Source organism: Mesorhizobium sp. M0317 (assembly GCF_040321555.1).
In the GTDB taxonomy this organism is placed as follows: Bacteria; Pseudomonadota; Alphaproteobacteria; order Rhizobiales; family Rhizobiaceae; genus Mesorhizobium.
This window is the reverse complement of the sequence record NZ_JAMYRV010000017.1, coordinates 78,639-104,746: the sequence shown is the minus strand read 5'-3', so window position 1 is coordinate 104,746 and position 26,108 is coordinate 78,639. Positions and strand designations below refer to the sequence as shown.

Sequence of the window (26,108 nt, the reverse complement as noted above, 5' to 3'; positions counted from 1 at the left end):
GAATCAGAGCCAGCCCCGCGGCTAGCGCGGCGCGGACCGCGGCGAGGAACTCGGCTTTGCCGCCGGCGGATTCGATTTCTGCGACGGTTGCCTTGCCGCGAGCCGCGTCACGGCCATGCACCAGCACGCACGCGCCGCCGGCGCCCAGCCTTTGCGCGACGACACGGCCGACGCCGTCGGTCGAACCGGTGATGAGGATTGTCTTGTCTTTCAGGTCCATATTGGTGAGCCTCCATCTCTCTGGATGGAAGATGGGTGCCCTGACGCAGCCCAAACAGTTCAAACTTTATCCTGGTATCAATACTGCTATAATAGCTCTCATGGATGCCCCCACGCACTCCGCTGAAGACAGCCGCCGGCGCGAGCTTGGCGCCTTCCTGCGCTCGCGCCGCGAAAGATTGACGCCGTCCGCCACCGGCATCGCGACCGGTCTGCGGAGACGCACGCCAGGCTTGCGTCGCGAGGAAGTGGCGATGATCGCCGGCGTCGGCACCACCTGGTACACATGGCTAGAGCAGGGCCGCGAGGTCAGACCCTCGGTGGAGGTGCTAGCGGCGCTCAGCGAAGCGCTGCGCCTCGACGCCGTTGAAAGGCGGCATCTGTTCATCCTGGCAGGCCGCCAGCAACCGGAGAACCGCGTGGCTGCGCCGGAAAAGGTCGATGGCCCGCTGATGCATATGCTGGAGAGCCTGGTGCTGCAGCCGGCCTATGTCGTCGGGCGGCGCTGGGACGTGCTGGCTTGGAATCCGGCGGCGGTAGCGGTGTTCGGTGATTATGGCCTGCTAGAGGGCGACGCCCGCAACATCGTCCACATGGTGTTCACCAATCCGCATCACCGGCGCCTGCTGGTTGACTGGGAGCAATTGGCGCGCACCGTGCTGGCCTCGTTCCGGGCGGAAAGCGCCCGCTATGTGGGCGATGCGGATTTCGAGCGGCTGATCGTGCTTATGACGCGCTCAAGTCCGGAGTTTCGCGACTGGTGGCCGCAACGCGACGTGGCACGCCGATTGTCGGGGGTGAAACATGTCCGACATCCGAGAGCCGGCGCCATGACGTTCGAGCATATGAGCCTGTCGATCGACGACGGCTCGGACATGAAGCTGATCGTCTACACGCCGCTGGCCGAACAGAATTCGATCGAGAAGCTGCAGAATTTGCTTGAGGCGATGCCGGCGGAGCGCCGCAGCGCCTGACGCCCAAGGTCAGCCCTTCGGCTTCAGCCCATCAATGAACAACTGCTCCAGAAACCGCGCCGCATCCTCGAAGCGGCCGTCGCCGCCGCGATCGGCGCCGAGCACGGCACGGACCTGGACATCGAAATCGGCATAGTGCTGCGTCGTCGCCCAGATCGAAAAGATCAGGTGCCAGGGATCGGTGCGGGCGATTTTTCCCGCGCGCATCCAGCCCTTGATGACGTTGGCCTTCTCGTCGACCAGTGTCTTCAGTTCACCCGCCAGCAGCGGCATGATGCGTGGCGCGCCTTGCAGGATCTCGTTGGCGAACAGCCGGCTCTCCCTAGGAAAATCACGCGCCATTTCGAGCTTGCGCCTGATGTAGCTCCTGAGCTCGGTCAGGGGATCGCCGATATCGTCGAGTTCGCGCAGCGGCGCCAGCCAGGTCGCCAGCAGCCGCTCCATCAGTGTCTCGTGAATGTCTTCCTTGCGGCGGAAATAATAGAGCAGGTTCGGCTTCGACATCCCGGCGGCCTCGGCGATCTGGTCGATGGTCGAACCGCGAAAGCCGTTGGCGGAGAAGACTTCGAGGGCTGCCTCCAGGATCAGTTCGCGCTTTTCCTGCTGGATGCGGGTGCGGCGAGGGGCTGAGCCTTCCATGGCGCCGCTCACCCCTGCAAGCCTTGGCCGAGCGGGTCATCTGGACCAATTCTCTGGACCAGTTTTTCTCTTACCCGTGGAGCGCACTTCGCAGGCCGCATTTCCGCTAGTAATCCCTTGACCGCCGACAGGGCGGTGCTAACGTTTGTCCAATCGGTCAAAAATTTGCGTAGCATGAAAACGCAGCAAAGACCAAGCTTTGGAAAGACCAAGCGTTAGCCGCACCGAAACAGGTTACAAGGGGAAGTCTTGGTCATGTCCAACCGGCTGAAAGTCACGCCGAACGATCTCAGCGCATTCTGGATGCCGTTCACGGCGAACCGGCAGTTCAAACAGGCGCCACGCATGTTCGTGTCCGCCAAGGACATGCACTACACCACCAGCGACGGCCGCAAGGTGCTCGACGGCACCGCCGGCCTCTGGTGCGTCAATGCCGGCCATTGCCGTCCCAAGATCACGGAAGCGATCCAGCATCAGGCGGCCGAACTCGACTATGCGCCGGCCTTCCAGATGGGACACCCGATCGTGTTCGAACTGGCAAACCGCCTGGTCGATCTCGCGCCCAAGGGCATGGACCATGTCTTCTTCACCAATTCCGGTTCGGAATCGGTCGAAACGGCGCTGAAGATGGCGATCGCCTATCACCGTGTGAAGGGCGAGGGCGCGCGCACCCGCCTGATCGGTCGCGAACGCGGCTATCACGGCGTCAATTTCGGCGGCATCTCGGTCGGCGGCATCGTCACCAACCGCAAGATGTTCGGCACGTTGCTCGGCGGCGTCGACCACATGCCGCACACGCATCTGCCGGAGAAGAACGCCTTCTCCAAGGGCGTGCCGGAATACGGCGCGGAACTCGCCAACGAGCTGGAGCGCATCGTTGCCCTGCATGACGCCTCGACCATCGCCGCCGTCATCGTCGAACCGGTCGCCGGCTCCACCGGCGTCATCCTGCCGCCGAAGGGCTATCTGCAGAAACTGCGCGAGATCTGCACCAAGCACGGCATTTTGCTGATCTTCGACGAGGTCATCACCGGTTTCGGCCGTCTCGGCGCGCCGTTCGCAGCGGATTATTTCGGCGTCACGCCCGACATCATGACCACCGCCAAGGGCGTCTCCAACGGCGTCATCCCGATGGGCGCGGTGTTCGTGAAGAAGGAAATCCACGACGCCTTCATGACCGGCCCCGAGCACATGATCGAGTTCTTCCACGGCTACACCTATTCGGGCAATCCGATTGCGTGCGCCGCGGCACTCGGCACGCTCGACACCTACAAGGAAGAGGGCCTGCTGACCCGCGGCGAGGAACTGGCGCCCTACTGGGAAGATGCGCTGCATTCGCTGAAGGACGAGCCGCATGTCATCGACATCAGGAATATCGGCCTGATCGGCGCGATCGAACTGGCGCCGATCGCCGGCAGCCCGACCAAGCGGGCCTTCTCGGCCTTCGTCAAGGCGTTCGAGCGCGGCGCCCTGATCCGCACCACCGGCGACATCATCGCGCTGTCGCCGCCACTGATCATCACCAAGGGCCAGATCAACGAATTGATCGACCATGTCAGAGAAGTGCTGAGGGCGATCGATTGACAAACCGGGCGTGGATATCCCTCCCCCTCGAGGGGAGGGTGGCCGCGAAGCGGTCGGGTGGGGTCGGTGCGACCGGACGCCGACCTGCTCTTTTGTTCCAAGGCCGCTCCTGATGCCCCGTACCCGCGTGAGCTTCGAAATGCGCCAAAAGGCGCGAGCGCTTCGAGTTCACGCGACCAAGGGAGAATCGCTGCTGTGGTATGAACTGCGGGACCTGAAATCAGCCGGCATCAAGTTTCGCCGTCAGTGCCCGATTGGGCCGTACATCGTGGATTTTGCCTGCTTGGCGGTGAAGCTGATCGTTGAGGTCGATGGCGACATGCACGAACACGACAGGGGTATGCGGCACGATGCCGTTCGCGATGCTTATCTGCGATCGCTCGGATTTGAAGTCTTCCGTGTTGACGAGCCCGATGTCATAAACAGCGCTTGGCACGTCGCGCAGGTGGTCAAAGAGAAGGTCGCGCGCGTCGCGGGCGACCCCACCCCCCCCCATACCCGCCCCCCCCCCCACGAGGGGGGGGGGGCCCCGCCCCCCCCCCCCGCTGGGCGGCCACCCCCCCCTCGGGGGGTGGGGGACGCCGCCGCCCCGCAACCGATGAGGTTTTAGAGCATGGCCGCCCCAGGCGAGAATCTGCGAATCAATTCAGACCGTTTGTGGGATTCCATCATGGAGATGGCGAAGATTGGCCCCGGTATTGCCGGCGGCAACAATCGCCAGACCGTGACCGACGAGGACGGCGAGGGACGGCATCTGTTCAAGCGCTGGTGCGAGGCGGCCGGGCTCGAAATGGGCCTGGACGAGATGGGCACCATGTTTGCCCGGCGGGAAGGTGCTGATCCCAGCCTGCCGCCGGTTTATGTCGGCAGCCATCTCGACACGCAGCCGACCGGCGGCAAGTATGACGGCGTGCTCGGCGTGCTCGGCGGGCTGGAGATCATCCGCTCGCTTAACGATCTCGGCATCCAGACCAGGCATCCGATCGTCGTCACCAACTGGACCAATGAGGAAGGCTCGCGCTTTGCCCCGGCGATGATGGCGTCCGGCGTGTTCGCCGGTGTGCTCGACCAGGCGGACGTTTATCAGCACACTGATAAACAGGGGAAAAAGTTCGGCGAGGAGCTGGAGCGCATCGGCTGGAAGGGAACCGAGAAGGTCGGCGGTCGCAAGATCCACGCCTTCTTCGAACTGCATATCGAGCAGGGACCGATCCTCGAGGATGAAGGCATCGATATCGGTGTCGTCACCCACGGCCAGGGCCTGAAATGGCTGCAGGTAACGCTGACCGGCAAGGAGGCGCATACCGGCTCGACGCCGATGCCCAAGCGCCGTAATGCCGGTCTCGGCATGGCGCGCGTGATCGAGCTGGTGCATGAGATCGCCATGGACTACCAGCCCGACGCCGTCGGCGCGGTCGGCCACATGGAGGTGTTTCCGAACTCGCGCAACATCATTGCGGGACGCACCGTCTTCACCATCGACATCCGTTCGCCCGAGAAGGAAGTGCTGGACGCGATGGATGGGCGCATACGCGAAGGCATCGACACGATCTGTGAGGCGCTCGACATCCAGTACAAGGTCGAGCAGGTCGGCGCTTTCGATCCGGTCACCTTCGATGCCGGCTGCGTCAAGGCGATCCGGGACGCCGCCGATCGGCTCGGCTATTCCCACCGCAACATCGTCTCCGGCGCCGGCCACGACGCCTGCTGGATCAACCGCGTCGCGCCGACCGCCATGGTGATGTGCCCCTGCGTTGACGGGTTGTCACACAACGAGGCCGAGGAAATCACCAAGGAATGGGCCGGCGCCGGCGCCGACGTGCTGTTCCATGCCGTGGTGGAGACAGCGGGGATCGTGGCGTGAACTAAGATCTGTATTCAAAACGACGCTCACAAGAAGCGCGAAGAGAACAAGGGAACACGACAATGACCAAAGTCATCCGAAACGGCACCATCGTCACCGCCGACCGCACCTGGAAGGCCGATGTGCTGATGCAGCACGGCAAGATCGTCGCCATTGGCTCGAACCTGCATGGCGACCATGAGTTCGACGCCAGCGGCTGCTACATCATGCCGGGCGGCATCGATCCGCACACTCATCTCGAAATGCCGTTCATGGGCACCTATTCGGCCGACGATTTCGAGTCCGGGACGCGCGCGGCCCTTTCCGGTGGCACCACGATGGTGGTCGATTTCTGCCTGCCGGCGCCGCAGCAATCGCTGCTGGAAGCGTTGCAGATGTGGGACAACAAGACCTCGAAGGCTGCCTGCGACTACTCCTTCCACATGGCGATCACCTGGTGGGGCAAGCAGGTGTTCGACGAGATGGCCACCGTCGTCGACAGAGGCATTACCTCGTTCAAGCATTTCATGGCCTACAAGGGCGCGCTGATGGTGGACGACGACGAGATGTACGCGTCGTTCCAGCGCTGCGCCGATCTCGGCGCGCTGCCGTTGGTGCATGCCGAGAATGGCGACGTGGTTGCGGCGCTGTCGCAGAAGCTGCTCGCTGCTGGGAACAATGGCCCGGAGGGACACGCCTATTCGCGGCCGCCGGAAGTGGAAGGCGAGGCGACCAACCGCGCCATCATGATCGCCGACATGGCCGGCGTGCCGCTCTATGTCGTGCATGTGTCCTGCGAGCAGAGCCACGAAGCCATCCGCCGCGCCCGCCAGAAGGGCATGCGGGTTTTCGGCGAGCCGCTGATCCAGCATCTGACGCTGGATGAGAGCGAGTATTTCGACAAGGATTGGGACCATGCGGCGCGCCGCGTCATGAGCCCGCCCTTCCGCAACAAGCTGCACCAGGATTCGCTGTGGGCCGGCCTGCAGGCGGGATCGCTGCAGGTGGTGGCGACCGACCACTGCGCCTTCACCACCAAGCAGAAGCGCAACGGCGTCGCCGATTTCACCAAGATCCCGAACGGCACCGGCGGGCTTGAAGACCGCTTGCCCGTGCTGTGGACGACGGGCGTCAACACCGGGCGGCTGACGATGAACGAGTTCGTCGCGGTGACTTCGACCAACATCGCCAAGATCCTCAACATGTACCCTAGGAAAGGTGCCATCGTTGAAGGCGCGGACGCCGACATCGTGGTGTGGGACCCCAGCGCCAAGAAGACCATCACCTCAAAGAAGCAGCAATCGGTGATCGACTACAACGTCTTCGAAGGTTTTGAGGTGACCGGCCTGCCGCGCTTCGTCTTTTCGCGCGGCGAATTGTCGGTCGAGGAAGCGGAGGTCAAGGCCAAGCCAGGCCATGGCGAATTCGTCGCCCGCGAGCCGAACGCGGCGGTCAACCGGGCTCTATCGACCTGGAAGGACATCACCGCGCCGCGCAAGGTCGAACGCACCGGCATTCCGGCGACAGGCGTTTGACGTTGCGGAGCCCGGGGGCGCTCATTTCACTGGTCGTGGCGATGGTGGTCGCTGGTCCGGCAACAGGGGCCGAGAGGCTGGTGGGCTTCTGGGGCAACGATGCCGGTTGTGTCTTTGCAAAGGCCGGCTTTCAGGGCCGCGACGATTATATCGTGCTGACCGCCGAGGGCATCGAGACCTATGGCAGCGGCTGCCGGTTCGCGCAGCAATTGACGTGGGCGCCGGGCACGCAATCACTTGATGCGACCTGTTCCGCCGAAGGCGAGGCGGGGACGACGGCTGAAACCGTTGTGGTCACCAACAAGGGCGAGGGTGGGTTCTTCGTGACCATTCCCGGTCTTGAAGAAATGGGGCCGTTGCAACCGTGTTCGTGACGTTGGAGCTGGGGGAATGAGCGCGCGCGGTTTGGGGCCGTCTGTTGCGATGGTAGTCGTTCTGGCTGCGGGTCAGGCCCTTGCGGCAGGCATCGACCTGACGAAACCCTATGGGGACAAATATGGCTGCATCAACCGCAACGGCCAGGAAGTCGCCGCCGATCGGATGCTGCTTTTGACCGACGAGGCATTGGTCACCGCCGCCAGCGCCTGCACCTTCACGGAGAAGCAAGCGCAGGCTGATGGTTCGCTGGTGGTGACGGCGACATGCGAGGCCGAAGGTGAAGACGGACAGGAGCCGACCAAATTCACCATCAAGCGCAGCGCCAAGAACGCCAAGAAGCTGACGGTCGCCGACGAGGACGGCAATGTCATGGGCGAAGTGGCGCGGTGCAAATGACGGCAGTCCCGTCAGCGTCAGGCCACCAGCGCATCCAGCTCCGGCAACGGGACGACGCTTTCCTGTTCATTGGGATCGGTGCGGGCGATGACGGCCGAGGACGGGGCGTTGCTCATATTGGCCGGCAGATGCGGTACGCCGGCCGGGATGTAGAAGAGGTCGCCGGCCTTGACGACGATGTGGTTCTCGAGCCTGTCGCCATACCATGTGTGGACCTCGCCCGAGAGCACATAGATCGCCGTCTCATGGCTTTCATGCAGATGCGCCTTGGCGCGGGCGCCGGGCGGCAGGGTGAGCAGATGCATGCAGATGCCGGACGAGCCGACCGTCTCGGCTGCAATGCCGGCAAAATAGGTCGATCCCTGCTTGCCTTCATAAGTGCTTTCAGGACGGATAAGGTGACAAGTGGGTTTGGGCGAAATCGGCAAGGCTCCGGGCGTCGATTGGGTGGGATTGGACGAGTGGAAAGCAACATCAACGCGAATGCAACGGCATTTCATCCTGGGCGGCTGCGAGAAGCAGGCAGCAAGCGATGACGGGACGATCGCCAGCCGTCGTCTCGGCAAGCAAACTTGGCCTTACCTTTCAGACCAATGACGGTCCGGTAGAGGCGCTCTCCAAAGTCGACCTGACCATCGGCAAGGGCGAGTTCGTCTCCTTCATCGGCCCATCTGGCTGCGGCAAGACCACCTTGCTGCGCGTCATCGCCGATCTGGAAAAACCGACATCGGGCACGATCTCGGTCAACGGCATGACGCCGGAACAGGCGCGCGAGAAACGCGCTTATGGCTACGTCTTCCAGGCGGCAGCCCTTTTCCCGTGGCGCACGATCGAGCGTAACGTGGCGCTGCCGCTGGAAATCATCGGCCTTTCGAGAGCGGAGCAGGCCGAGCGCATCAAGCGCACGATGGAGCTCGTCAACCTCTCCGGCTTCGAGAAGAAATACCCTTGGCAGCTTTCCGGCGGCATGCAGCAGCGCGCTTCGATCGCCCGCGCGCTCGCCTTCGACGCCGACCTGTTGCTGATGGACGAGCCCTTCGGCGCGCTGGACGAGATCGTGCGCGACCATCTCAATGAACAGCTTCTGGAATTGTGGGCGCGCACCAACAAGACGATCTGCTTCGTCACCCATTCCATCCCCGAGGCGGTGTATCTGTCGACGCGCATCGTCGTCATGTCGCCGCGCCCAGGTCGGGTTACCGACATCATCGAATCGACGCTGCCAAAAGAGCGGCCACTGGATATCCGCGAGACGCCGGAATTTTTGGCGATCGCGGCCAGGGTACGCGATGGCTTGAGGGCAGGGCACAGCTATGATGATTGAGGGGGTAGCGAATGAGTGCGGACGTCGCCGCCACGCCTTCGTCATCCTAGGGCGAAGCAAGGAGCGAAGCGACGCGGCGCAGACCCTAGGATCCATACCGTTACCTATACGGTCCGCAACGGTGCAAAACGGTGCACACGCCGCTGCGCCCGCGAAGGCGAACATTCTCAACCGCTTATACCCCTCGGCCAACGTCACGGAATGGATCCTAGGGTCTGCACGACGCTTCGCGTCGCTCCGCCCTAGGATGACGAACGCGGAGGTGGTCGGCCTCCGCTTCGCTCCGGCCACCCTCTTCCCGGCGGGGAGAGGAGAAGGGGAGCGCGCCTGATGGACACCTTCCGCGAAAAACTCATCCCCGTGACCTCCATCCTCCTGGGCGTGGTGGTGCTCTGGTATGTCTTCGCCGTCATCCTAAACGCGCCCTTCCAGCGCGACCTCGACCTGCGCGCCGGGGAAACCCACGGCACAGTCGAATTCATCGGCAAGACGCTGTCGCAGCCCAAGCCGACGCTGCCGGCGCCGCATCAGGTGGCGGTGAACTTCTTCGAGAACACCTTCCTGCGGCCCATCACATCGAGCCGAAGCCTCGTCTACAATGCTTGGGTGACCCTGTCGTCGACGTTGCTGGGCTTTGCCTTCGGCACGGCGCTCGGCATCGTCATCGCGGTTGGCATCGTGCATGTGGCGACGCTCGACCGCAGCCTGATGCCGTGGATCATCGCCTCCCAGACGATTCCCATTCTGGCGGTGGCGCCGATGATCATCGTCGTGCTGGGGGCGATCGGCATCAGCGGTCTGATCCCAAAGGCGATGATCTCGACCTACCTGTCGTTCTTCCCGGTGACGGTTGGCATGGTGAAGGGCCTGCGCTCGCCCGAACTCATGCATCTCGACCTGATGCACACCTACAATGCCAGTGTCTCGCAGACCTTCTGGAAGCTGCGGGTGCCGGCCTCGGTGCCGTTCCTGTTCACCTCGACGAAGGTGGCGGTGGCGGCGAGCCTGGTCGGCGCCATTGTCGGCGAACTGCCGACCGGTGCTGTTGCCGGCATCGGCGCCAAGCTTTTGGCAGGCGCCTATTACAGCCAGTCCATCGACATCTGGTCCGCCCTTGTGGCGGGCTCGGTGGTGGCGGCCCTTCTGGTCATGGTGGTCGGCATAGCCGGGCGCCTCGTTGACCGCGCGATGGGCGGGAGGCCGGCATGAACTGGCTGAAGCCCTCCTGGCAAGCCGTGCTGGCCATTGCGCTGTGCCTCGTCGCCGTCGCGCTCGGCGCGATGTCGAAGCCGGAAGCGGCCACCCTTGCAGACCCGACGGCAAGTTTCGACTACCCCTATTTCGGTATAAAGACCCCGATGATCGGCCTGGCCGTGCTGGCGGGGCTGATCTCGATGATCAGAATTTCGGCGGTAGCCGAGGCTGCGGTGCTGTTTATCGGCGCTCACCTTGTCGCCTGGATGCTGATCTCGGGCATTACAGGGTTCGAAGGCACGGCAATGGCGCCTTATTTCCTGCTGCTCGCGGCTGCCTGGCTGCTGGCCTGGCGCTGCGTGGCGGTGCTGTCGGGGCTTCGGCCTATGGCAAAAGGGGCGCGGATGGCGCTGCGCCTCATCATCCCGGCGATCTTCGGCGCCTGGATCCTGATCATATGGGAAGCGGTGACGCGTGGCGCCGGCATTCCCTTCATCCTTTTGCCGCCGCCGAGCGCCATCGGTGTGCGCCTCGCCAGTTCCCTGCCGGTGCTCGGCGCCGATATCAGGCAGACCATCTTCAAGGCGGTGATCTTCGGCTACATCGTCGGGAGCGGCGCCGGCTTCCTGGTGGCCATCGCCGCGGACCGGGTGCCGTTCCTGCGCCGCGGTCTGCTGCCGATCGGCAATATGGTCTCGGCGCTGCCGATCATCGGTGTGGCGCCGATCATGGTGATGTGGTTCGGCTTCGACTGGCCGTCCAAGGCCGCGGTCGTCATCATCATGACCTTCTTCCCAATGCTGGTGAACACGGTTGCCGGTCTTGCCGCCTCCGGCCATATGGAGCGCGATTTGATGCGCACGTATGCGTCGGGCTACTGGCCAACACTCTTGAAGCTCAGACTGCCGGCGGCAGCGCCCTTCATCTTCAACGCGCTCAAGATCAACTCGACGCTGGCGCTGATCGGCGCCATCGTCGCCGAGTTCTTCGGCACGCCTGTGGTCGGCATGGGCTTTCGCATCTCGACCGAGGTCGGGCGGATGAACATCGACATGGTCTGGGCCGAAATCGCAGTTGCAGCACTGGCGGGTTCGGTCTTTTATGGCGTGGTCGCTCTCGTCGAGAGAGCCGTCACGTTTTGGCATCCCTCTGTCCGTGGTGGATAGGGCGGTGGGTTCGGGTGTTAACTTCAGAGGGTAAAAACATGAAAAGACTGATCATTCCGATGCTGGCCGGCGCGATGTCGCTGGCCGCGTTCCAGGCAATGGCCGCCGACAAGGTGACGTTGCAGCTGAAATGGGTCACGCAGGCGCAGTTTGCCGGCTACTATGTCGCCAAGGCCAAGGGTTTTTATGAAGCCGAAGGCCTCGACGTCGACATCAAGCCGGGCGGTCCCGATATCGCACCCGAGCAGGTGATCGCCGGCGGTGGCGCCGACGTCATCGTCGACTGGATGGGCGGGGCGCTCGCCGCGCGCGAAAAGGGCGTGCCGCTGGTCAACATCGCCCAGCCGTTCAAGAAGGCCGGTATGGAGCTGGTCTGCCCGAAGGATGGCCCGATCAAGACCGAAGCCGATTTCAAGGGTCACACGCTCGGCGTCTGGTTCTTCGGCAACGAATATCCTTTCTACGCCTGGATGAACAAGCTCGGCCTGAAGACCGAAGGCGGCCCGGATGGCGTCACGGTTTTGAAGCAGAGCTTCGACGTGCAGCCGCTGATCCAGAAGCAGGCGGATTGCATTTCGGTCATGACCTACAACGAGTACTGGCAGCTGATCGATGCCGGCTACAAGCCGGACCAGCTCACCGTGTTCAACTACTCGGCGATGGGCAACGACCTGCTTGAGGACGGGCTCTATGCCTCGGAAGACAAGCTCAAGGATCCGGCTTTCGAAGACAAGATGGTGCGTTTCGTGCGCGCCTCGATGAAGGGCTGGAAATATGCCATCGACAACAATGACGAGGCCGCGGGCATTGTCATGGACGGCGGTGGCCAGGACGAAAACCACCAGAAGCGGATGATGAGCGAAGTCGCCAAGCTGATCGACAATGCCGACGGCAAGCTCGACCCGGCGACCTACGAGCGCACCGCCAAGGCGCTGCTCGACCAGAAGATCATCACCAAGGCGCCGACCGGCGCCTACACCACGGCCATCACCGACAAGGCGATCAAATAAGCCTGGCCAGGCAATTTCGACCTCGAGAGCGGCGCCTTTGACCAAATGTCAGAGGCGCCGTTCCTTTATGGTGTTCATGACGAAGCTGGTCTCGATCGAAGCGACGCATTTCAGCCGCGCGATCTTTTCCTTGATGAAGCGCTCGTACTGTTCGAGGCTGCCGGTCACCACCTTCAGCACATAGTCGCGCGACCCGGTGACGAGGTGGCATTCCAGCACCTCCTCCCACCCGCGGATGGTGTCCTCGAACATGACGATCTCGTCCTCGTTCTGGCGGCTGAGCCGAACGGTGGCGATGGCGACCATGTTCCAGCCGAACGCGGCCGGGTCGACCAGCGTGGTATAGCCCCGGATAATGCCGGCCTCCTCCAGCCGGCGTACCCTCCTCAAACATGGCGACGGCGACAGGCCGATGCGCTCCGCAAGCTCATTGTTGGTGATGCGGGCGTCGGCCTGCAGCTCGCGCAGGATCTTGCGGTCGAAATCGTCGGCTATCTTCTGCTGCACTTTTGCTCTCGCTCGGCAATTTGTTGCCGGGATGCAGCCATGCGAGGCCGAAAATAGCAAGGACTGGTGGACCGGGATCGCATAAATTGCTGGACGAGACTCCTCTAGAACGCAGGAAAAGCCATGACCGCGCCGCGCCCGTCGAAAACCCACATCGGCAACCACAAGCTCCATCCGGAAACGTTGATGTTGAGCTATGGCTTCGATCCGCAACTGTCGGAAGGCGCCGTCAAGCCGCCGGTGTTCCTGACCTCGACCTTCGTGTTCAAATCGGCGGAGGAGGGGCGCGACTTCTTCGACTACACATCCGGCCGCAAGGAGCCGCCGAGCGGCACGGCGTCCGGCCTGGTCTATTCGCGCTTCAATCATCCCAACTCCGAGATCGTCGAGGACCGGCTGGCGGTCTATGAGGGAACGGACGCCTGCATCCTGTTTTCGTCCGGCATGTCGGCGATCGCCACCACGCTGCTCGCCTATGCCCGTCCGGGCGATGTCATCTTGCATTCGCAGCCGCTTTACGGCGGCACTGAGACGCTTTTGACGCGCACGCTGTCCGGCTTCGGCATCGGCGCTGTCGGCTTCGCCGACGGCGTCGACGAGAAGGCGGTGCGGGCCGCTGCTGATGCAGCGGTGGCGAAGGGGCGTGTCTCGGTCATTCTCATCGAAACGCCGTCAAATCCGACCAACAGCCTGGTCGACATCGCACTGATCCGGAAGATTGCCGACGAGATCGGCGCAAGCCAAGGATCAACGCCGATCATCGTCTGCGACAACACGCTGCTCGGCCCGGTGTTCCAGCGGCCGATCGAACATGGCGCCGATGTCTCCGTCTATTCGCTGACCAAATATGTCGGCGGCCATTCCGACCTGATCGCCGGTGCGGCGATGGGCAGCAAGGCGGTGACCAAGCCAATCAAGGCGTTGCGCGGCGCAATCGGCACGCAGCTCGATCCGCATTCCTGCTGGATGCTCGGCCGCTCGCTGGAAACGCTGTCGATCCGCATGGAGCGCGCCAACGACAATGCGCGGCTCGTGGCTGAATTCCTGCGCGATCACGCCAAGGTGGAAAAGGTGCATTACCTGCCGTTCCTGGGCGAGGACACGGCAGCGGGACGGGCCTACAAAGCGCAATGCAGCGGCGTCGGCTCGACATTTTCTTTCGATATCAAAGGCGGAGAGAAGGCGGCCTTCGCCTTTCTCAACGGGCTGCAAATATTCAAGCTGGCGGTGAGCCTCGGCGGCACGGAGTCACTCGCCAGCCACCCGGCGGCCATGACCCATTCCGGCATCCCCTTCGACGTGCGCCAGCGCATCGGCGTGCTGGAGACGACGGTCAGGCTTTCGATCGGCGTCGAGCATCCGGACGATCTTATCGCCGACCTGACGCAGGCGCTGGCAGCGGTCTGATAGCTCGCTTGTAGATATCAGGAAAGGGGCGATCGCCTTGGCAGCGTCGGCGGGACAGCACCCCCCTCTGGCCTGCCGGCCATCTCCCCCGCAAGGAGGGAGATTGGCAGCTTGACCGCCGGCCCTCATCTTCAACGTTGGTGATTGGCAAAGGCCGATGTGACTTCTGATCTCCCCCCTTGCGGGGGAGATGTCCGGCAGGACAGAGGGGGGTGTGACGAACTCGGCTTTCGCTACGAAGTTCTTAGGCCTCGTCGCGGATCTGCGTCATCGTCCGCGTCGGCGTGATCGCCTCGGGATCGAGCCTTATCTCGACGATCGCCGGCTTGCCGCTGGCGCGGGCCCGCTCGAAGGCAGGGGCAAAATCTGCCGTGTTCTCGACCGTCTCGCCGTGGCCGCCATAGGCGCGGGCAAGAGCGGCAAAGTCAGGGTTCTTCAGATCGGTGGCAACGACGCGGCCGGGATAGTCGCGCTCCTGGTGCATGCGGATGGTGCCGTAGATGCCGTTGTTGACGACGATGACGATGATCGGCAGGTCGTATTGCACGGCGGTGGCGAATTCCTGTCCGTTCATCAGGAAGCAGCCGTCGCCGGCAAAGGCGATCACGGTGCGGTCGGGATGGAGCGCCTTGGCGGCGACCGCGGCCGGCGTGCCATAACCCATCGAACCGGAGGTCGGCGCGCCCTGCGTGGCGAAGCGGCGAAAGCGGTGGAAGCGGTGCACCCAGGTGGCGTAATTGCCGGCGCCGTTGGTGAAAATGGCGTCGTCGGGCAGAACCTTTTCCAGGTAATTCATGATCGGTCCCATCTGGACCGGGCCGGGGCCGGTCTCGGGCGGCGTCGACCAGTCGAGGTAGGCGGCATGGTGCTTTGGCGTCTCATCCGCCCAGGCTGGCGCGGAGGCTGGCTTGCGCTTGGCGAAGGCTTCGACGAAGGCCGATGGCGAGGCGTTGATCGCCAGCGTCGGCCGGTAGACACGGCCGAGTTCACCGGCGTCGGCATGGACATGGACCAGCGTCTGGTCGGGATAGGGGCTTTTCAGCAACGTGTAGTCGGAGGACGGCATCTCGCCCATGCGGCCGCCGATCAGCAGCACCAGGTCGGCCTGCTTGATGGCGGTGGCCAGCTTCGGGTTGATGCCGATGCCGACATCACCGGCATAGTTCGGGTGCAGATGGTCGAACAGCATCTGGCGGCGGAAGGAGCAGCCGACCGGCAGCGACCAGGCCTCGGCAATGGTGCGCATGCGAGCCACCGCTTCCTCGTCCCAGCGTGTGCCGCCGAGGATGACGAAGGGACGCTTGGCCTTGGCCAGAAGCTTTTCCAAAGCATCGAGTTCGGCTCCGCCGGGGCGGGTTTCGACCGGCGTGTGCGGCAAGGCCGCGGGCGCGTCGACCAGGCTGGTCAGCATGTCTTCCGGCAGCGAGATGACGACGGGGCCGGGGCGGCCCGATGTCGCGACGGCGAAGGCGCGGGTGACGAGTTCGGGGATGCGCGCGGCATCGTCGATCTCCACCACCCATTTGGCGATGTCGCCGAAGAAGCGCTTGTAGTCGACCTCCTGGAAAGCCTCGCGCTCCTTGGCGTGGCTGGCGACTTGGCCGATGAACAGGATGACGGGTATCGAATCCTGCATGGCAATGTGAATGCCGGCCGATGCATTGGTGGCGCCGGGGCCGCGGGTGACGAAGCAGATGCCTGGCCGGCCGGTCAGCCGCCCCTGGCAGTCGGCCATCATGGCGGCGCCGCCTTCCTGTCGGCAGACAATGGTGCGGATGGGCGAGTCATGCAGCGCGTCCAGCACAGCGAGATAGGATTCGCCAGGCACGCAGAAGATGCGGTCGGTGCCGTTCGCCTCGAGTGCGTCGACAATCAGTTGTCCACCGGTCTTCATCGTCCAGACTTCTCCAGTTCGGCAAGGATTTCTTCGGTATGTTCGCCAAGGCGAGGCGAGGGACGCTCATAGATGAGCGGCGTGCCCGACATCACCATCGGCGCGCGTACCGAGGGCAGACGATTGCCATGGCCATCGTCGAGGTCGAGGCGCATGCCGCGTGCGATCGTCTGCGGGTCGGCAAACATCTGGCCGATATTGTTGATCGGGCTCGCCGGCACGCTTGCCGCTTCGAGCTTGGCCAGCAACGGGTCTCGGTCCCAGTTCTTCAGCGTCTCGATCATGTGCTCGCGCAATTTCACCCGGTTGGCGACGCGGGCCGGATTGGTGGCGAAATCGGGATTCGCTGAGAGATGGTCGAGACCGACGGCAGCGCAGAATTTGGCGAACTGGCCGTCATTGCCGACCGCCAGGATGATGTGGCCGTCCCTGACCGGGACAACCTCATAGGGCGCGATGTTCATATGCGCATTGCCCATCTGCACCGGCGCCTTGCCGGAGACGAGATAGTTGAGGTTCTGGTTGCCGAGTGCGGAAATCTGCGTGTCGAACAGCGCCATGTCGATATGCTGGCCTTCGCCGGTCTTTTCGGCATGGCGAAGCGCTGCCTGGATGGCGATCACAGAGTAAAGGCCGGTGAAGATGTCGGAAATAGCGACGCCGGCCTTTTGCGGCTCGCGCCCGACCTCGCCGGTGATCGACATCATGCCGGCCATGGCCTGGATGATGAAATCATAGCCGGCGCGTGGGGCGTAAGGCCCGTCCTGGCCGAAGCCGGTGATCGAGCAGTAGACGAGCTTTGGATTGATCGCCTTCAGGCTCTCGTAATCGAGCCCGTATTTCTTCAGGCCGCCGAGCTTGAAATTCTCGATCAGAATGTCGGCCGTGGCAACCAGCCGGCGCACCGTCTCGGCCCCTTCCGATGTCGAGAAATCGACGGCGATGGAACGCTTGCCGCGATTGCAGGAATGGTAATAGGCGGCCGACAGGTTCTCGCCATCATGGCTCATGACGAAGGGCGGACCCCATTTGCGGGTATCGTCGCCGCCGTCGGGGCTCTCGACCTTGATGACATCGGCGCCGAGATCGGCCAGCAATTGTCCTGCCCAGGGGCCGGCCAGGATGCGGGCGAGTTCGACGACGCGGACGCCTTTCAGCGGAGGTTCAGCCATAAATCACCAAAAACGGGTCGGAACCGCAGCCTCTATCAACCCGGGATGCCGCTGTCACGGGCCTTGCGGTAGGCCAGCGATGTCACTCTTTGAGCACGCTATCGGCCCAGGCAGCGAAATCGTCCATAACGGTGTCGCGGTTCACCTCGTTCAGGCTTTCGTGGCGGGTGTCGGCGTAAACCTTTGAAACCAGATTCGAAAAGCCCATCGCGCGCATCCGCTTGGTGAGATGATCGATGCCTTTGCCATAGTCGGAGGCCGGATCCTTCTCGCCGCCGACGATGCTGACGGGCAGGTCGCGCCTGATGCCGGCAAAGCCCGCATCCTTGCCGCCTTTCTGCGCCATCTCCACGACATCGCGCCACATCGAGATCGAGGCATCCCAGCCGCACAGCGGGTCGGCAATGTACTTGGCCACTTCAGCCTCGTCGCGCGACAGCCAGTCGAACGGCGTCTTGTGGTTGGGCACCGCCTTGCCCCAGGCCTGGAAGGTCAGTTTGGGCAAGACGCGTGAGGGAACATCGGAGCCGAGCCTGAAGCGCTCATAAGCGAGGATGGCGAGTGCAAGCTGACCAAGCAGGCCTTGTGAGAAATTGCCGTTCCAGATCGCCGCGGCGTGGACGCGCGGCGAGTGCGCCAGCAGGTAGTTGAGCGCCACCGACGCACCCATCGAATGGCCGAACAGGATGACCGGCAGGCCGGGCTGCTCCTTCGCAATCAAATCGTGGACTGCGTCGACATCGGAGATCACCTTGGCCGGGCCGCCTGTGCCGGCGAACCTGCCGAGCGGGGCATCGGGCGCCTTGGTCGCGCCATGGCCGCGATGGTCGTGGACGTAGACGTGAATGCCGCGGGTGCTGAGGTAATCGGCGAAGCGGGCATAGCGCGCCGCATGTTCGGCCAGGCCGTGATTGACCTGGACTACCGCGCGTGGAGAGCCCCCCGCGTGCTTCACATAGAGGTTGAGCGTGGCCCCGGTCGGAGAGGCCAGCGTCGTCTGCTTGTCAAATGCCATGTCTCGCTCCCTCGGCGACTGTTGGGCGACGGCGGGACCGACGTCAAGGGGAGGTCGAAATCAGCCGGGGTCACTATTGACAGCTTGCTGTCAATTTGGTGATATGACAGCATACTGTCAATTGGATCGGAGCATGACCATGAAAACCGTTTCGCGCCGCGCGTTTCTGCTGGCGAGCCTTTCATCCGCAATGCTCCTGCCCGGCATTGCTTCCAGCCAGACCAGGGAGATGACCATGAAGACCTCAACCATTGCCGGCCCGCAGGGCCAGCTTGCCGGCTACGACATCAAATCCGGCGACGGCCTGCCGATCCTGTTCGCGCATGGCGACTGCAGCCGCGCCACACAGTGGAACCGGGTGATGCAGCTCACCGCAGGTGGCCGTGAGGCGGTCGCCTTCGATTTTCGCGGCCATGGCGCATCGGCGCCTGCAGCTGATGCCGACTACGGCTATGACGGCCGTGCCGACGATATTAGTGCGGTGGCCGATGCGTTCGGCCTGAAGCGGTTTGTCCTCGTTGCACATAGCGGCGGCAGTGGGGCCGCGCTCGCCTATGCCGCCGGCCATGCCGACCGTGTTGCCGGCATCCTGCTGGTCGATCCGGCGACCGATCCGCGCGCCCTGCCCAAAGAGATTCGCGACGGGTTCGTGCGCGATCTGGCGGGGCCAAACGGCGGCGACGTCCTGAGCGCTTATTACACCTCGATCGCCGGATCCAATCCAGATGTCCGCAAACGGGTCCTCGCCGATGCGGCGGTGGTCGATCCGGCGGCTCGGGCAGGCGTCGGCAAGGCGCTGGCGGAATGGAATCCCGAACCGACGCTCGACGCCTATCGCGGGCCGATCTTCGTGCTGGCTACGGAGGCCAATGACAATGCGGCGGCCCTGTTTCGGCTGTGCAGCCGAATTGGCCACAGAACCGTCGCCGGTTCCGGCCATTGGGTGATGCTTGACAAGCCGGAGGCGGTGGCTGAATCCGTCAACACTTTCGTTTCCACCATCGAGGCCGGCCAGAAATGACAAGCAGGACCGAAGCCGGAGATGTGCTCACCGAACTGGTGCTTGCCGTGTTCCGGCTGAATGGCGGGTTTCTCGACGCGGCCGACCGGCTGGCCGAGCCTGCCGGGTTGACGGCGGCGCGCTGGCAGGTTCTGGGCGCGGTGCTGAAGGAGCCGAAATCGGTGGCCGACATTGCCCGCGACATGGGGCTTGCCCGCCAGAGCGTGCAGCGCCTTGCCGACATTCTGGCCGCCGAAGGGCTTGCCGCCTATGCGGACAACCCGGCGCACCGCCGCGCGAAGCTCCTGGCGATGACCGATGCCGGCCGGGCCGCGATCCGGGATATCGGCACGCGCCAGCATGTCTGGGCCAACCGCATCAGCGAGGGCATCGAGGCTCGCGCGCTCGAGACAGCGCTTGATCTGCTGCGTATGTTGACGAAGCGGGTCGAGGAGGGCGGGGTCTGATCGACCGAGCGATTGTTTTTTGCGGCGGACGAAAGAAATCGTAATTCTGACATGTCACACGTTTCTAGCTTGCGCTATGAAACGCTAGGAGTGCTGGAATGCGGATATCGGCGATATGGGGTGCGGTGTTGGTGGCGCTGGCCGGTGTCGGCCTAGCGCGCGCCGATGTGAAGATGAGCGGCTCCTTCGTGGCCGATGCGGCTTGCCCGGCGACGCAGGCAATCAAAAGCGGCAAGAACCCCGGCAATATCGCGACAGCGGCTGGACAGAGCTACGACTTCCTGGCCGGCAACAAGGATGCGCCGACGCATTACCTCATCCGCGTGCCGGGCGCCGATCCTGAGCGTCGCTGGGTCAAGATCAGCTGCGGTCATGTCACCGGCGGCAGCGCGGCCCCCCCCCCGGCCCCGCCCCCCGATCAGGGGAAGCCTGCGGCTTCGGGAAAGCCCGAATATGTCTTTGCGCTGAGTTGGCAGCCGGCCTTCTGCGAAACCAAGGCAAGCAAGCCCGAATGCCAGGCGCAGACGGCGGGCGGTTTCGACGCGTCGCATTTCACCTTGCATGGTCTGTGGCCGCAACCGAACGGCAATTTCTATTGCCAGGTGCCGGCGAGCGACAAGGCCAATGATAATCCGGCCCATTGGGCCGACCTGCCGCCGGTCAACCTCGATGCTGATACGCGCGCCGAACTCGACCAGGTGATGCCTGGCACCGCCTCCAAGCTCGAACGGCATGAATGGATCAAGCACGGCACCTGCTACGGCAAGAGCCAGCAGGAGTATTTTGCCGAGGCGTTGAACCTGATGCGGGCGGTGAATGCCTCACCGGTACGCGAGCTCTTCACCAGGAATGTCGGCAAGCAGCTCACTTCGGACCAGATCCGCAGCACCTTCGACAGCGCCTTCGGCGCCGGGGCGGGCGCGCGGGTGCGTGTCTCCTGCCTGGTCGATCCGTCGAGCGGCAGGCGGCTGATCGGCGAGCTGACGCTGGGCCTGACCGGCCCGATCGGCCCCGACAGTTCGCTGGGCACTCTCATGCTCGCCTCGGCGCCGACGACCAAGGCGGGCTGTCCGAAGGGCTCGGTCGATGCGGCCGGGTTCCAGTAGGATATCCGTCTGTCGCTTGGCAGTGACGCGGTGATATGGTCTGGATGCGTTTCATTCGGCGGGGGTGGCGATGAGTGGCATGACATCAGGCGCGCTGGCGCGGCTGGCTTTCTGGGCCAGGGGGATGACCGCCATAAAAGACGGCCGCATGGAATGGCCGGGCTTTTCCTATACCGATGCCGAGTGGGCGCGCATGCGCGTGCTTGCCGCGCCGATCGGGGCAAGCCGCTACCAGCTGTTCACTTGGGTCAATGCCGCGATCTTCATCGCCATTGCCGCGCTCGGCATCGTCTGTGTCTTCCTGCCGCTGGCGACACTTTTGTTTCCGGTGCCGGCCGACACCAGCGCGCTCAAATTCTCGGCTCTGCTGGCGGCGTGTGCCTTCCTCATAATCGGGCTTGGCTTGCCGATCTCCATGCGCCTGTCGAGCGCGTTGGCCATCTCCCGGGAGATGCGCGCCGGTCTTGTTGGCGAAGCCGGTGACGAAGCGCTGGCAGCAAAAGTGTCTTGGCAGATCAACCGCATCATGCTGGTCATGTGCGGCCTGCTGGTGCCCGGCATTCTGTTGTTCATCGCTTATGACATCGATGCCAGTCCGATCATCACCGTGCTGAAATGGCTGGCCATCGCGCTGATAGCCGTTTCAGTTGCGGTCGGCGCGTTGCAGCAGCGCAAGCGGAGCTGACAACCTTATCCGCTGACGCCACGCGTGGGCAATGTCCACGCAGTTAGGTCTTCGGCATCGTCCCTCGGTTCTCCGATGACGCGGTCGCGCCCGGTGGACTTGGCCTTGTAGAGACGCTCGTCGGCAAGGGCGAAGAGATCGGCAAGCGAGCCTACGGTCTCATCGACAGTGGCGATGCCGGCGCTGACGCTGATGTCGAACCGGTTTACGCACGCTTTGACGGCCTGGCGGAGGTTTTCTCCGAGCAACCTGGCGACCGCATGCGGTTGCGAGCAAAGGATGGCGAACTCCTCGCCGCCGATCCTGAAAACCTGATCGTGCGCGCCGGCCGCCTGGGTCAGCACCTGAGCGATCGATCTCAGCACCCTGTCGCCCTCGGCATGGCCGAAGCGATCGTTGATCGACTTGAAATGGTCGACGTCGACGATCAGCAGGCTGAGCGGTTGGGCCGTGCGCAGGCTGACGGCAACCAGACGTTCGCCGTCGCTGTCAAAGCGTCCCCTGTGCAACAGGCCGGTGAGGCCGTCGCGGCCGACATGTTCGACCAGGGCTTCGTAGCGCTCGCGATAGGTCAAGGTGTTGAAGACGTCGGACAGCCCGCGCGGTGCCACGACCTGACGCGTTTCGAACCATCTGAGGTAGGCGACAAGCATGGCGCTGTAGGCAAAAGCGGCACCCATCTTCGCGAACCAGCCGCCGAAGAAGACCGCGATCGGTGCGCCGGCGACGAAATGCAGGGCGGTGAAAAATCCGGCCTGGTCGAAGGTGAGCACGCAGGCGACGCAAATCAGGATGCGGGAGAACGGCGCCTTGCGCAGATAACGCCCGAGCTTTTCGTAAAGCAGGATGATCAGGATGGCGTCGATGAAGAGCAGCGTCGTGCCCCACACCATCAGCCAGCCCAACTGGTCGATGAAACCGATATCGGGAAGCTTGCCGTCGGAAAGGGCTGAAATATCGTGCAGGCGCAGGATCAGGACCAGCCCGATCATCAAGGCGTTGCCGAGCAAAAGGCCATAGATCGGCTGGCGCACCGTGGCCGCATCTTCCTTCATGTAGAGCAGAAGCAGCATCACCAGCTTGCCGGAAAACAGCACCGCCGAGCCTGGCGAGACCATGCCGAAGGGCAGGGCGACGTAGAAGACGCTGGCGAGATAGGTTTCGAGGAAATGCATGGCGCCCAGCGCGCAGACGAAGACGCCGAGGCCGATGCGATCCCTGAAGCGGAACAGCGTGACCATGACGCTGAAGTAGACGACCGCTTCGGCAAGGAGCAGGAAACTGTTCAGCACTACCTTCGGTCCGATCTTTACTTTCGATCGCGACAGGCCAGCGATCGATCCTGTTTTGACGCTGAAGGGTTAACCGGGGATTTCAACGCTCCCCACAACCGGCGGAAAACTTAACGTGCGGTGTACACCCGGCTTGAAATGGCAAAAGCGATTGCCGTTCGGCCCGGCATCGCCTACATAGCGGCCAACCTCCATTCAATCCGACATTTCGGTCAATCATCAAGGAAAGCGCGCGTGGCACGCCAGTTCATCTATCACATGGCCGGCCTCAACAAGGCCTATGGCACCAAGAAGGTGCTTGAGAATGTTCATCTCTCCTTCTATCCCGACGCCAAGATCGGCATCCTCGGCCCGAACGGCTCGGGCAAGTCGACGATCCTCAAGATCATGGCCGGGCTCGACAAGGAGTGGAACGGCGAAGCTTGGCTCGCCGAAGGCGCCACCGTCGGCTATCTCGCGCAGGAGCCGGCGCTCGATGCCAACAAGACGGTGTTCGAGAACATCATGGAAGGTGTCGCCGCCAAGACCGCCATCATCGAGCGCTACAACGAATTGATGATGAACTACTCCGACGAGACGGCTGACGAGTCGGCCAAGCTCCAGGACGAGATGGACCGGCTCAATTTGTGGGATCTCGAACAGCAGGTCGAGATGGCGATGGAAGCGCTGGGCTGCCCGCCCAAGGATTCCGAGGTCACCAAGCTTTCGGGCGGTGAGCGCCGCCGCGTCGCGCTCTGCCAGCTGCTGCTGCGTCAGCCCGACCTCTTGCTGCTCGACGAACCGACCAACCATCTCGACGCCGAAACCACGGCGTGGCTCGAAAAGCATCTGCGCGCCTATCCGGGCGCCGTGATGATCATCACCCACGATCGCTACTTCCTCGACAATGTCACGGGATGGATCCTCGAGCTCGATCGCGGCCGCGGCATTCCCTATGAGGGCAACTACACCAAATACCTCGAAGCCAAGGCCAAGCGCCTCAAGCAGGAAGGTCGCGAGGACGACGCCCGCCAGCGCGCTATCGGCCGCGAGCGCGAGTGGATCCAGTCCAGCCCGAAAGCCCGCCAGACCAAGTCCAAGGCGCGTATCCAGGCGTTCCAGGAGCTGCTGGATGCAGCCGACAAGCGGCGTCCGAGCGATACGCAGATCGTCATTCCGCATGGCGAGCGGCTCGGCAATGTGGTGATCGAGGCGGAAGGCTTGTCGAAGGGCTTTGGCGACACGCTGTTGATCGAGGGTCTGGAATTCAAACTGCCGCCGGGCGGCATCGTTGGCGTTATCGGGCCGAACGGCGCCGGCAAGACGACGCTGTTCCGCATGATCACCGGCCAGGAAACCCCGGATGCCGGCTCTGTCCGCGTCGGCGAGACGGTCAAGCTCGGCTATGTCGATCAGAGCCGCGATGCGCTCGATCCGTCAAAGACGGTGTGGGAGGAGATTTCCGGCGGCGCAGAAGTGGTCAAGCTCGGCAAGTTCGAAGCCAACACCCGCGCCTATTGCGCATCGTTCAACTTCCGTGGTGGGGACCAGCAGCAGAAGGTCGGCAACCTCTCCGGCGGCCAGCGCAATCGCGTGCATTTGGCAAAGATGCTGAAGACCGGCGGCAATGTGCTGCTGCTCGACGAACCGACCAACGACCTTGACACGGAAACGCTGGCGGCGCTCGAAGACGCGCTGGAAAACTTTGGCGGCTGCGCCGTCATCATCTCGCACGATCGTATGTTCCTCGACCGTCTGGCCACCCACATCCTGGCCTTTGAAGGTGACAGTCATGTCGAATGGTTCGAGGGCAATTTCGAGGATTATGAGCAGGACAAGATCCGCCGGCTCGGCCCCGAGGCCGTCAACCCGCACAGGATGACGTACAAGAGGCTGACGCGGTAGGGCTGCGGCGATCCGTTGCAGGCGGTGTGCGTTTGACCTAAATTGATCGGATGGAGTCGTCCATGATCACAGTCAAACTGCCGCAAAAAGCCGAGAAACTGCTGGCCGAAATGGCCAAGGCCAGCGGTCGCACCGCCGACCAGGTTGCAGCCGAAGCGATCCTCGAGGCCATCGAAGATTGGCACGACGCCGCAATTGCGGACGAACGCCTGAGAGATGATGACGGTGTGCGCATTCCGCTGGATGAAGTGATCCGGAAGCTCGAACGTCGTGAAGCCGAGGAGCGTCGCAAGAAGCCTGCCGCTGAATGACCTGGCGTGTCGAGTTCACGCCGCGCGCCGAGAAAGACATCGAACGGCTTTCGACGAAAGATCAACGGCGCATCCTGGAGTTCCTGAATCAGAGAGTTTCAGCGCATCCCAATCCGAGAGCCCTTGCCAAGCGCCTGACGGGCACAAAGGAAGAAGCTTGGCGGTTTCGTGTCGGTGACCACAGGATCATTACTCAGTTCCAGGACAGCCGGCTTGTCGTGCTGGTCGTGGAGGTTGGCAACCGTCGTGAGGTTTATCGATGAACAGCACAGCCGCAAAACCTGACTGGTCCGCCGCCCAATATCTGAAATTCGAGGATGAGCGGACGCGGCCCGCGCGCGATCTTGTTGCGCAGGTGCCGGTGGATTTCCCGCGCCGGGTGGTCGACATCGGCTGCGGCCCGGGTAATTCGACCGAGCTGCTGGTCGAGCGCTGGCCGGATGCTGATATCAGCGGCTTCGACACCTCTCCCGACATGATCGAGAAGGCGAAGGCGCGCCTGCCCAGCGTCAATTTCGACCTCGCCGATGTCTCGACATGGCGACCGGCCGAGCCGGTCAACGTCATCTTCGCCAACGCGGTATTCCAGTGGCTGCCCACCCACCCGGTAGTGTTCCAGCGGCTGATGGGCTTTCTCGCCCCCGGTGGCGCGCTCGCCGTCCAGATGCCCGACAATCTGCTTGAGCCGTCGCATCAGGTGATGCGCGAGACGGCCGCCGAAATGCCGTTCGCCGCCAAGATGGCAGGTGCTGCGCGCGGACCGCTGCCGGCGGTGTCGTTCTATTATGATCTCTTGTCGCCGCTCTCCGACCGGGTGGATATCTGGCATACGGCCTACAATCATCCGCTGACCGACGCCGAGGCGATCGTCGAATGGGTGAAGTCGACGGGGCTGAAGCCTTTCCTCGATCCGCTGGACGCCGGCGAGCGCAAAATCTTCCTCGACAGCTACACGGCCAAAATCGCCAAGGCCTATCCGAAGACCGCAAACGGCAAGGTGCTGCTGCGCTTCCCGCGCATTTTCATCGTCGCCAAGCGGGCCGGCTAGCACTCCCGATGACATCCGGCCACAGCCTGTGGTTTAAGCCGGCGTAAACCGGTGGGGT

Annotated in this window: 28 protein-coding genes; 20 read left to right on the top strand and 8 right to left on the bottom strand. The window is 63.2% G+C overall.

Annotated elements, in window-relative coordinates; genetic code table 11:
• Positions 1-220 (bottom strand): SDR family NAD(P)-dependent oxidoreductase (locus NKI88_RS14685; RefSeq protein WP_352655840.1); only part of this gene is annotated, 220 nt, incomplete at its 3' end.
• A 100-nt stretch (positions 221-320) separates the two neighbouring features.
• On the opposite strand from NKI88_RS14685, the gene NKI88_RS14680 reads away from it, so the two are divergent.
• The gene (locus tag NKI88_RS14680) at positions 321-1,193 is read left to right on the top strand and encodes a helix-turn-helix transcriptional regulator (RefSeq protein ID WP_023729382.1); all 873 of its coding nucleotides are present in this window, start codon (positions 321-323) and stop codon (positions 1,191-1,193) included.
• Between the two features lie 9 nt (positions 1,194-1,202).
• Here the strand turns inward: NKI88_RS14680 and NKI88_RS14675 are convergent, their stop codons facing one another.
• Positions 1,203-1,832 (bottom strand): TetR family transcriptional regulator C-terminal domain-containing protein, encoded by a 630-nt coding sequence (locus NKI88_RS14675; RefSeq protein ID WP_023697053.1) that lies wholly within the window; start codon positions 1,830-1,832, stop codon positions 1,203-1,205.
• 255 nt (positions 1,833-2,087) lie between these two features.
• Between NKI88_RS14675 and aptA the strand changes: the two genes are divergently transcribed.
• From aptA to NKI88_RS14645, 6 genes are all read left to right on the top strand, one after another.
• Complete coding sequence (gene aptA, locus NKI88_RS14670) at positions 2,088-3,416, top strand: omega-aminotransferase AptA (protein ID WP_023705584.1); 1,329 nt, start codon at positions 2,088-2,090, stop codon at positions 3,414-3,416.
• Between the two features lie 112 nt (positions 3,417-3,528).
• Complete coding sequence (locus NKI88_RS14665) at positions 3,529-4,026, top strand: endonuclease domain-containing protein (RefSeq protein ID WP_352655838.1); 498 nt, start codon at positions 3,529-3,531, stop codon at positions 4,024-4,026.
• 3 nt (positions 4,027-4,029) lie between these two features.
• Positions 4,030-5,280: a Zn-dependent hydrolase gene (locus tag NKI88_RS14660; protein ID WP_352655836.1), complete on the top strand. Its 1,251-nt coding sequence runs from the start codon at positions 4,030-4,032 to the stop codon at positions 5,278-5,280.
• Between the two features lie 62 nt (positions 5,281-5,342).
• Positions 5,343-6,794: a dihydropyrimidinase gene (gene hydA / locus NKI88_RS14655; protein WP_352655834.1), complete on the top strand. Its 1,452-nt coding sequence runs from the start codon at positions 5,343-5,345 to the stop codon at positions 6,792-6,794.
• An 80-nt stretch (positions 6,795-6,874) separates the two neighbouring features.
• The gene (locus tag NKI88_RS14650; RefSeq protein ID WP_245260000.1) at positions 6,875-7,168 is read left to right on the top strand and encodes a hypothetical protein; all 294 of its coding nucleotides are present in this window, start codon (positions 6,875-6,877) and stop codon (positions 7,166-7,168) included.
• 16 nt (positions 7,169-7,184) lie between these two features.
• Positions 7,185-7,568: a hypothetical protein gene (locus NKI88_RS14645; protein WP_031197044.1), complete on the top strand. Its 384-nt coding sequence runs from the start codon at positions 7,185-7,187 to the stop codon at positions 7,566-7,568.
• Positions 7,569-7,585: 17 nt separating this feature from the next.
• Here the strand turns inward: NKI88_RS14645 and NKI88_RS14640 are convergent, their stop codons facing one another.
• Positions 7,586-7,990: a cupin domain-containing protein gene (locus NKI88_RS14640; RefSeq protein WP_502909469.1), complete on the bottom strand. Its 405-nt coding sequence runs from the start codon at positions 7,988-7,990 to the stop codon at positions 7,586-7,588.
• Positions 7,991-8,100: 110 nt separating this feature from the next.
• Here NKI88_RS14640 and NKI88_RS14635 point away from each other — a divergent pair, with 110 nt between their 5' ends.
• The 4 genes from NKI88_RS14635 to NKI88_RS14620 all read left to right on the top strand — a co-directional run bounded on the left by NKI88_RS14635 (position 8,101) and on the right by NKI88_RS14620 (position 12,262).
• Entirely contained in the window at positions 8,101-8,892 is a 792-nt protein-coding gene (locus NKI88_RS14635; RefSeq protein ID WP_023668219.1) for an ABC transporter ATP-binding protein, read from the top strand.
• Positions 8,893-9,222: 330 nt separating this feature from the next.
• Entirely contained in the window at positions 9,223-10,101 is an 879-nt protein-coding gene (locus NKI88_RS14630) for an ABC transporter permease (protein WP_352655829.1), read from the top strand.
• Positions 10,098-11,252, top strand: coding sequence for an ABC transporter permease (locus tag NKI88_RS14625; protein WP_352655827.1), 1,155 nt, complete (start codon positions 10,098-10,100; stop codon positions 11,250-11,252). Before NKI88_RS14630 ends, NKI88_RS14625 begins: the two co-directional genes overlap by 4 nt.
• 38 nt (positions 11,253-11,290) lie before the next feature.
• Positions 11,291-12,262: an ABC transporter substrate-binding protein gene (locus tag NKI88_RS14620; RefSeq protein ID WP_023682178.1), complete on the top strand. Its 972-nt coding sequence runs from the start codon at positions 11,291-11,293 to the stop codon at positions 12,260-12,262.
• Positions 12,263-12,310: 48 nt separating this feature from the next.
• Here the strand turns inward: NKI88_RS14620 and NKI88_RS14615 are convergent, their stop codons facing one another.
• Positions 12,311-12,769, bottom strand: coding sequence for an Lrp/AsnC family transcriptional regulator (locus tag NKI88_RS14615; protein ID WP_352655825.1), 459 nt, complete (start codon positions 12,767-12,769; stop codon positions 12,311-12,313).
• Positions 12,770-12,892: 123 nt separating this feature from the next.
• Between NKI88_RS14615 and NKI88_RS14610 the strand changes: the two genes are divergently transcribed.
• Positions 12,893-14,176: a cystathionine gamma-synthase family protein gene (locus NKI88_RS14610; protein ID WP_352655823.1), complete on the top strand. Its 1,284-nt coding sequence runs from the start codon at positions 12,893-12,895 to the stop codon at positions 14,174-14,176.
• A 244-nt stretch (positions 14,177-14,420) separates the two neighbouring features.
• Here NKI88_RS14610 and NKI88_RS14605 read toward each other — a convergent pair whose 3' ends face one another.
• The 3 genes from NKI88_RS14605 to NKI88_RS14595 all read right to left on the bottom strand — a co-directional run bounded on the left by NKI88_RS14605 (position 14,421) and on the right by NKI88_RS14595 (position 18,257).
• Complete coding sequence (locus tag NKI88_RS14605) at positions 14,421-16,070, bottom strand: thiamine pyrophosphate-binding protein (protein ID WP_352655821.1); 1,650 nt, start codon at positions 16,068-16,070, stop codon at positions 14,421-14,423.
• Positions 16,067-17,242, bottom strand: a complete 1,176-nt coding sequence (locus tag NKI88_RS14600) for a CaiB/BaiF CoA transferase family protein (protein WP_352655819.1) — start codon at positions 17,240-17,242, stop codon at positions 16,067-16,069. Before NKI88_RS14600 ends, NKI88_RS14605 begins: the two co-directional genes overlap by 4 nt.
• A gap of 82 nt (positions 17,243-17,324) precedes the next feature.
• Positions 17,325-18,257: an alpha/beta fold hydrolase gene (locus tag NKI88_RS14595; protein WP_352655817.1), complete on the bottom strand. Its 933-nt coding sequence runs from the start codon at positions 18,255-18,257 to the stop codon at positions 17,325-17,327.
• 133 nt (positions 18,258-18,390) lie between these two features.
• Between NKI88_RS14595 and NKI88_RS14590 the strand changes: the two genes are divergently transcribed.
• The 4 genes from NKI88_RS14590 (at position 18,391) to NKI88_RS14575 (ending at position 21,515) form a co-directional block, all read left to right on the top strand.
• On the top strand, positions 18,391-19,278 hold the full coding sequence (locus tag NKI88_RS14590; RefSeq protein WP_352655815.1) for an alpha/beta fold hydrolase: 888 nt from the start codon (positions 18,391-18,393) through the stop codon (positions 19,276-19,278).
• A gap of 23 nt (positions 19,279-19,301) precedes the next feature.
• Complete coding sequence (locus NKI88_RS14585) at positions 19,302-19,724, top strand: MarR family winged helix-turn-helix transcriptional regulator (RefSeq protein WP_245267064.1); 423 nt, start codon at positions 19,302-19,304, stop codon at positions 19,722-19,724.
• A gap of 98 nt (positions 19,725-19,822) precedes the next feature.
• Complete coding sequence (locus tag NKI88_RS14580; RefSeq protein ID WP_352655813.1) at positions 19,823-20,830, top strand: ribonuclease T2 family protein; 1,008 nt, start codon at positions 19,823-19,825, stop codon at positions 20,828-20,830.
• Between the two features lie 70 nt (positions 20,831-20,900).
• Positions 20,901-21,515 (top strand): hypothetical protein, encoded by a 615-nt coding sequence (locus NKI88_RS14575; RefSeq protein WP_031194875.1) that lies wholly within the window; start codon positions 20,901-20,903, stop codon positions 21,513-21,515.
• 5 nt (positions 21,516-21,520) lie between these two features.
• Here the strand turns inward: NKI88_RS14575 and NKI88_RS14570 are convergent, their stop codons facing one another.
• Positions 21,521-22,807, bottom strand: coding sequence for a GGDEF domain-containing protein (locus NKI88_RS14570; protein WP_352655811.1), 1,287 nt, complete (start codon positions 22,805-22,807; stop codon positions 21,521-21,523).
• Positions 22,808-23,041: 234 nt separating this feature from the next.
• Between NKI88_RS14570 and ettA the strand changes: the two genes are divergently transcribed.
• The 4 genes from ettA to tam all read left to right on the top strand — a co-directional run bounded on the left by ettA (position 23,042) and on the right by tam (position 26,050).
• Positions 23,042-24,691 carry an energy-dependent translational throttle protein EttA gene (gene ettA, locus NKI88_RS14565; RefSeq protein ID WP_023682166.1) on the top strand — a complete coding sequence of 550 codons (1,650 nt, stop codon included), beginning with the start codon at positions 23,042-23,044 and terminating at the stop codon, positions 24,689-24,691.
• Positions 24,692-24,753: 62 nt separating this feature from the next.
• A complete protein-coding gene (locus tag NKI88_RS14560) occupies positions 24,754-25,002 on the top strand; it encodes a DUF6290 family protein (protein ID WP_023668236.1) in 249 nt (82 codons plus the stop codon).
• Positions 24,999-25,265, top strand: a complete 267-nt coding sequence (locus NKI88_RS14555; RefSeq protein WP_023668237.1) for a type II toxin-antitoxin system RelE family toxin — start codon at positions 24,999-25,001, stop codon at positions 25,263-25,265. Before NKI88_RS14560 ends, NKI88_RS14555 begins: the two co-directional genes overlap by 4 nt.
• Positions 25,262-26,050, top strand: a complete 789-nt coding sequence (tam, locus tag NKI88_RS14550) for a trans-aconitate 2-methyltransferase (protein WP_023690849.1) — start codon at positions 25,262-25,264, stop codon at positions 26,048-26,050. The genes NKI88_RS14555 and tam overlap by 4 nt, the downstream gene beginning before the upstream one ends.
• Positions 26,051-26,108 lie beyond the last annotated feature (58 nt).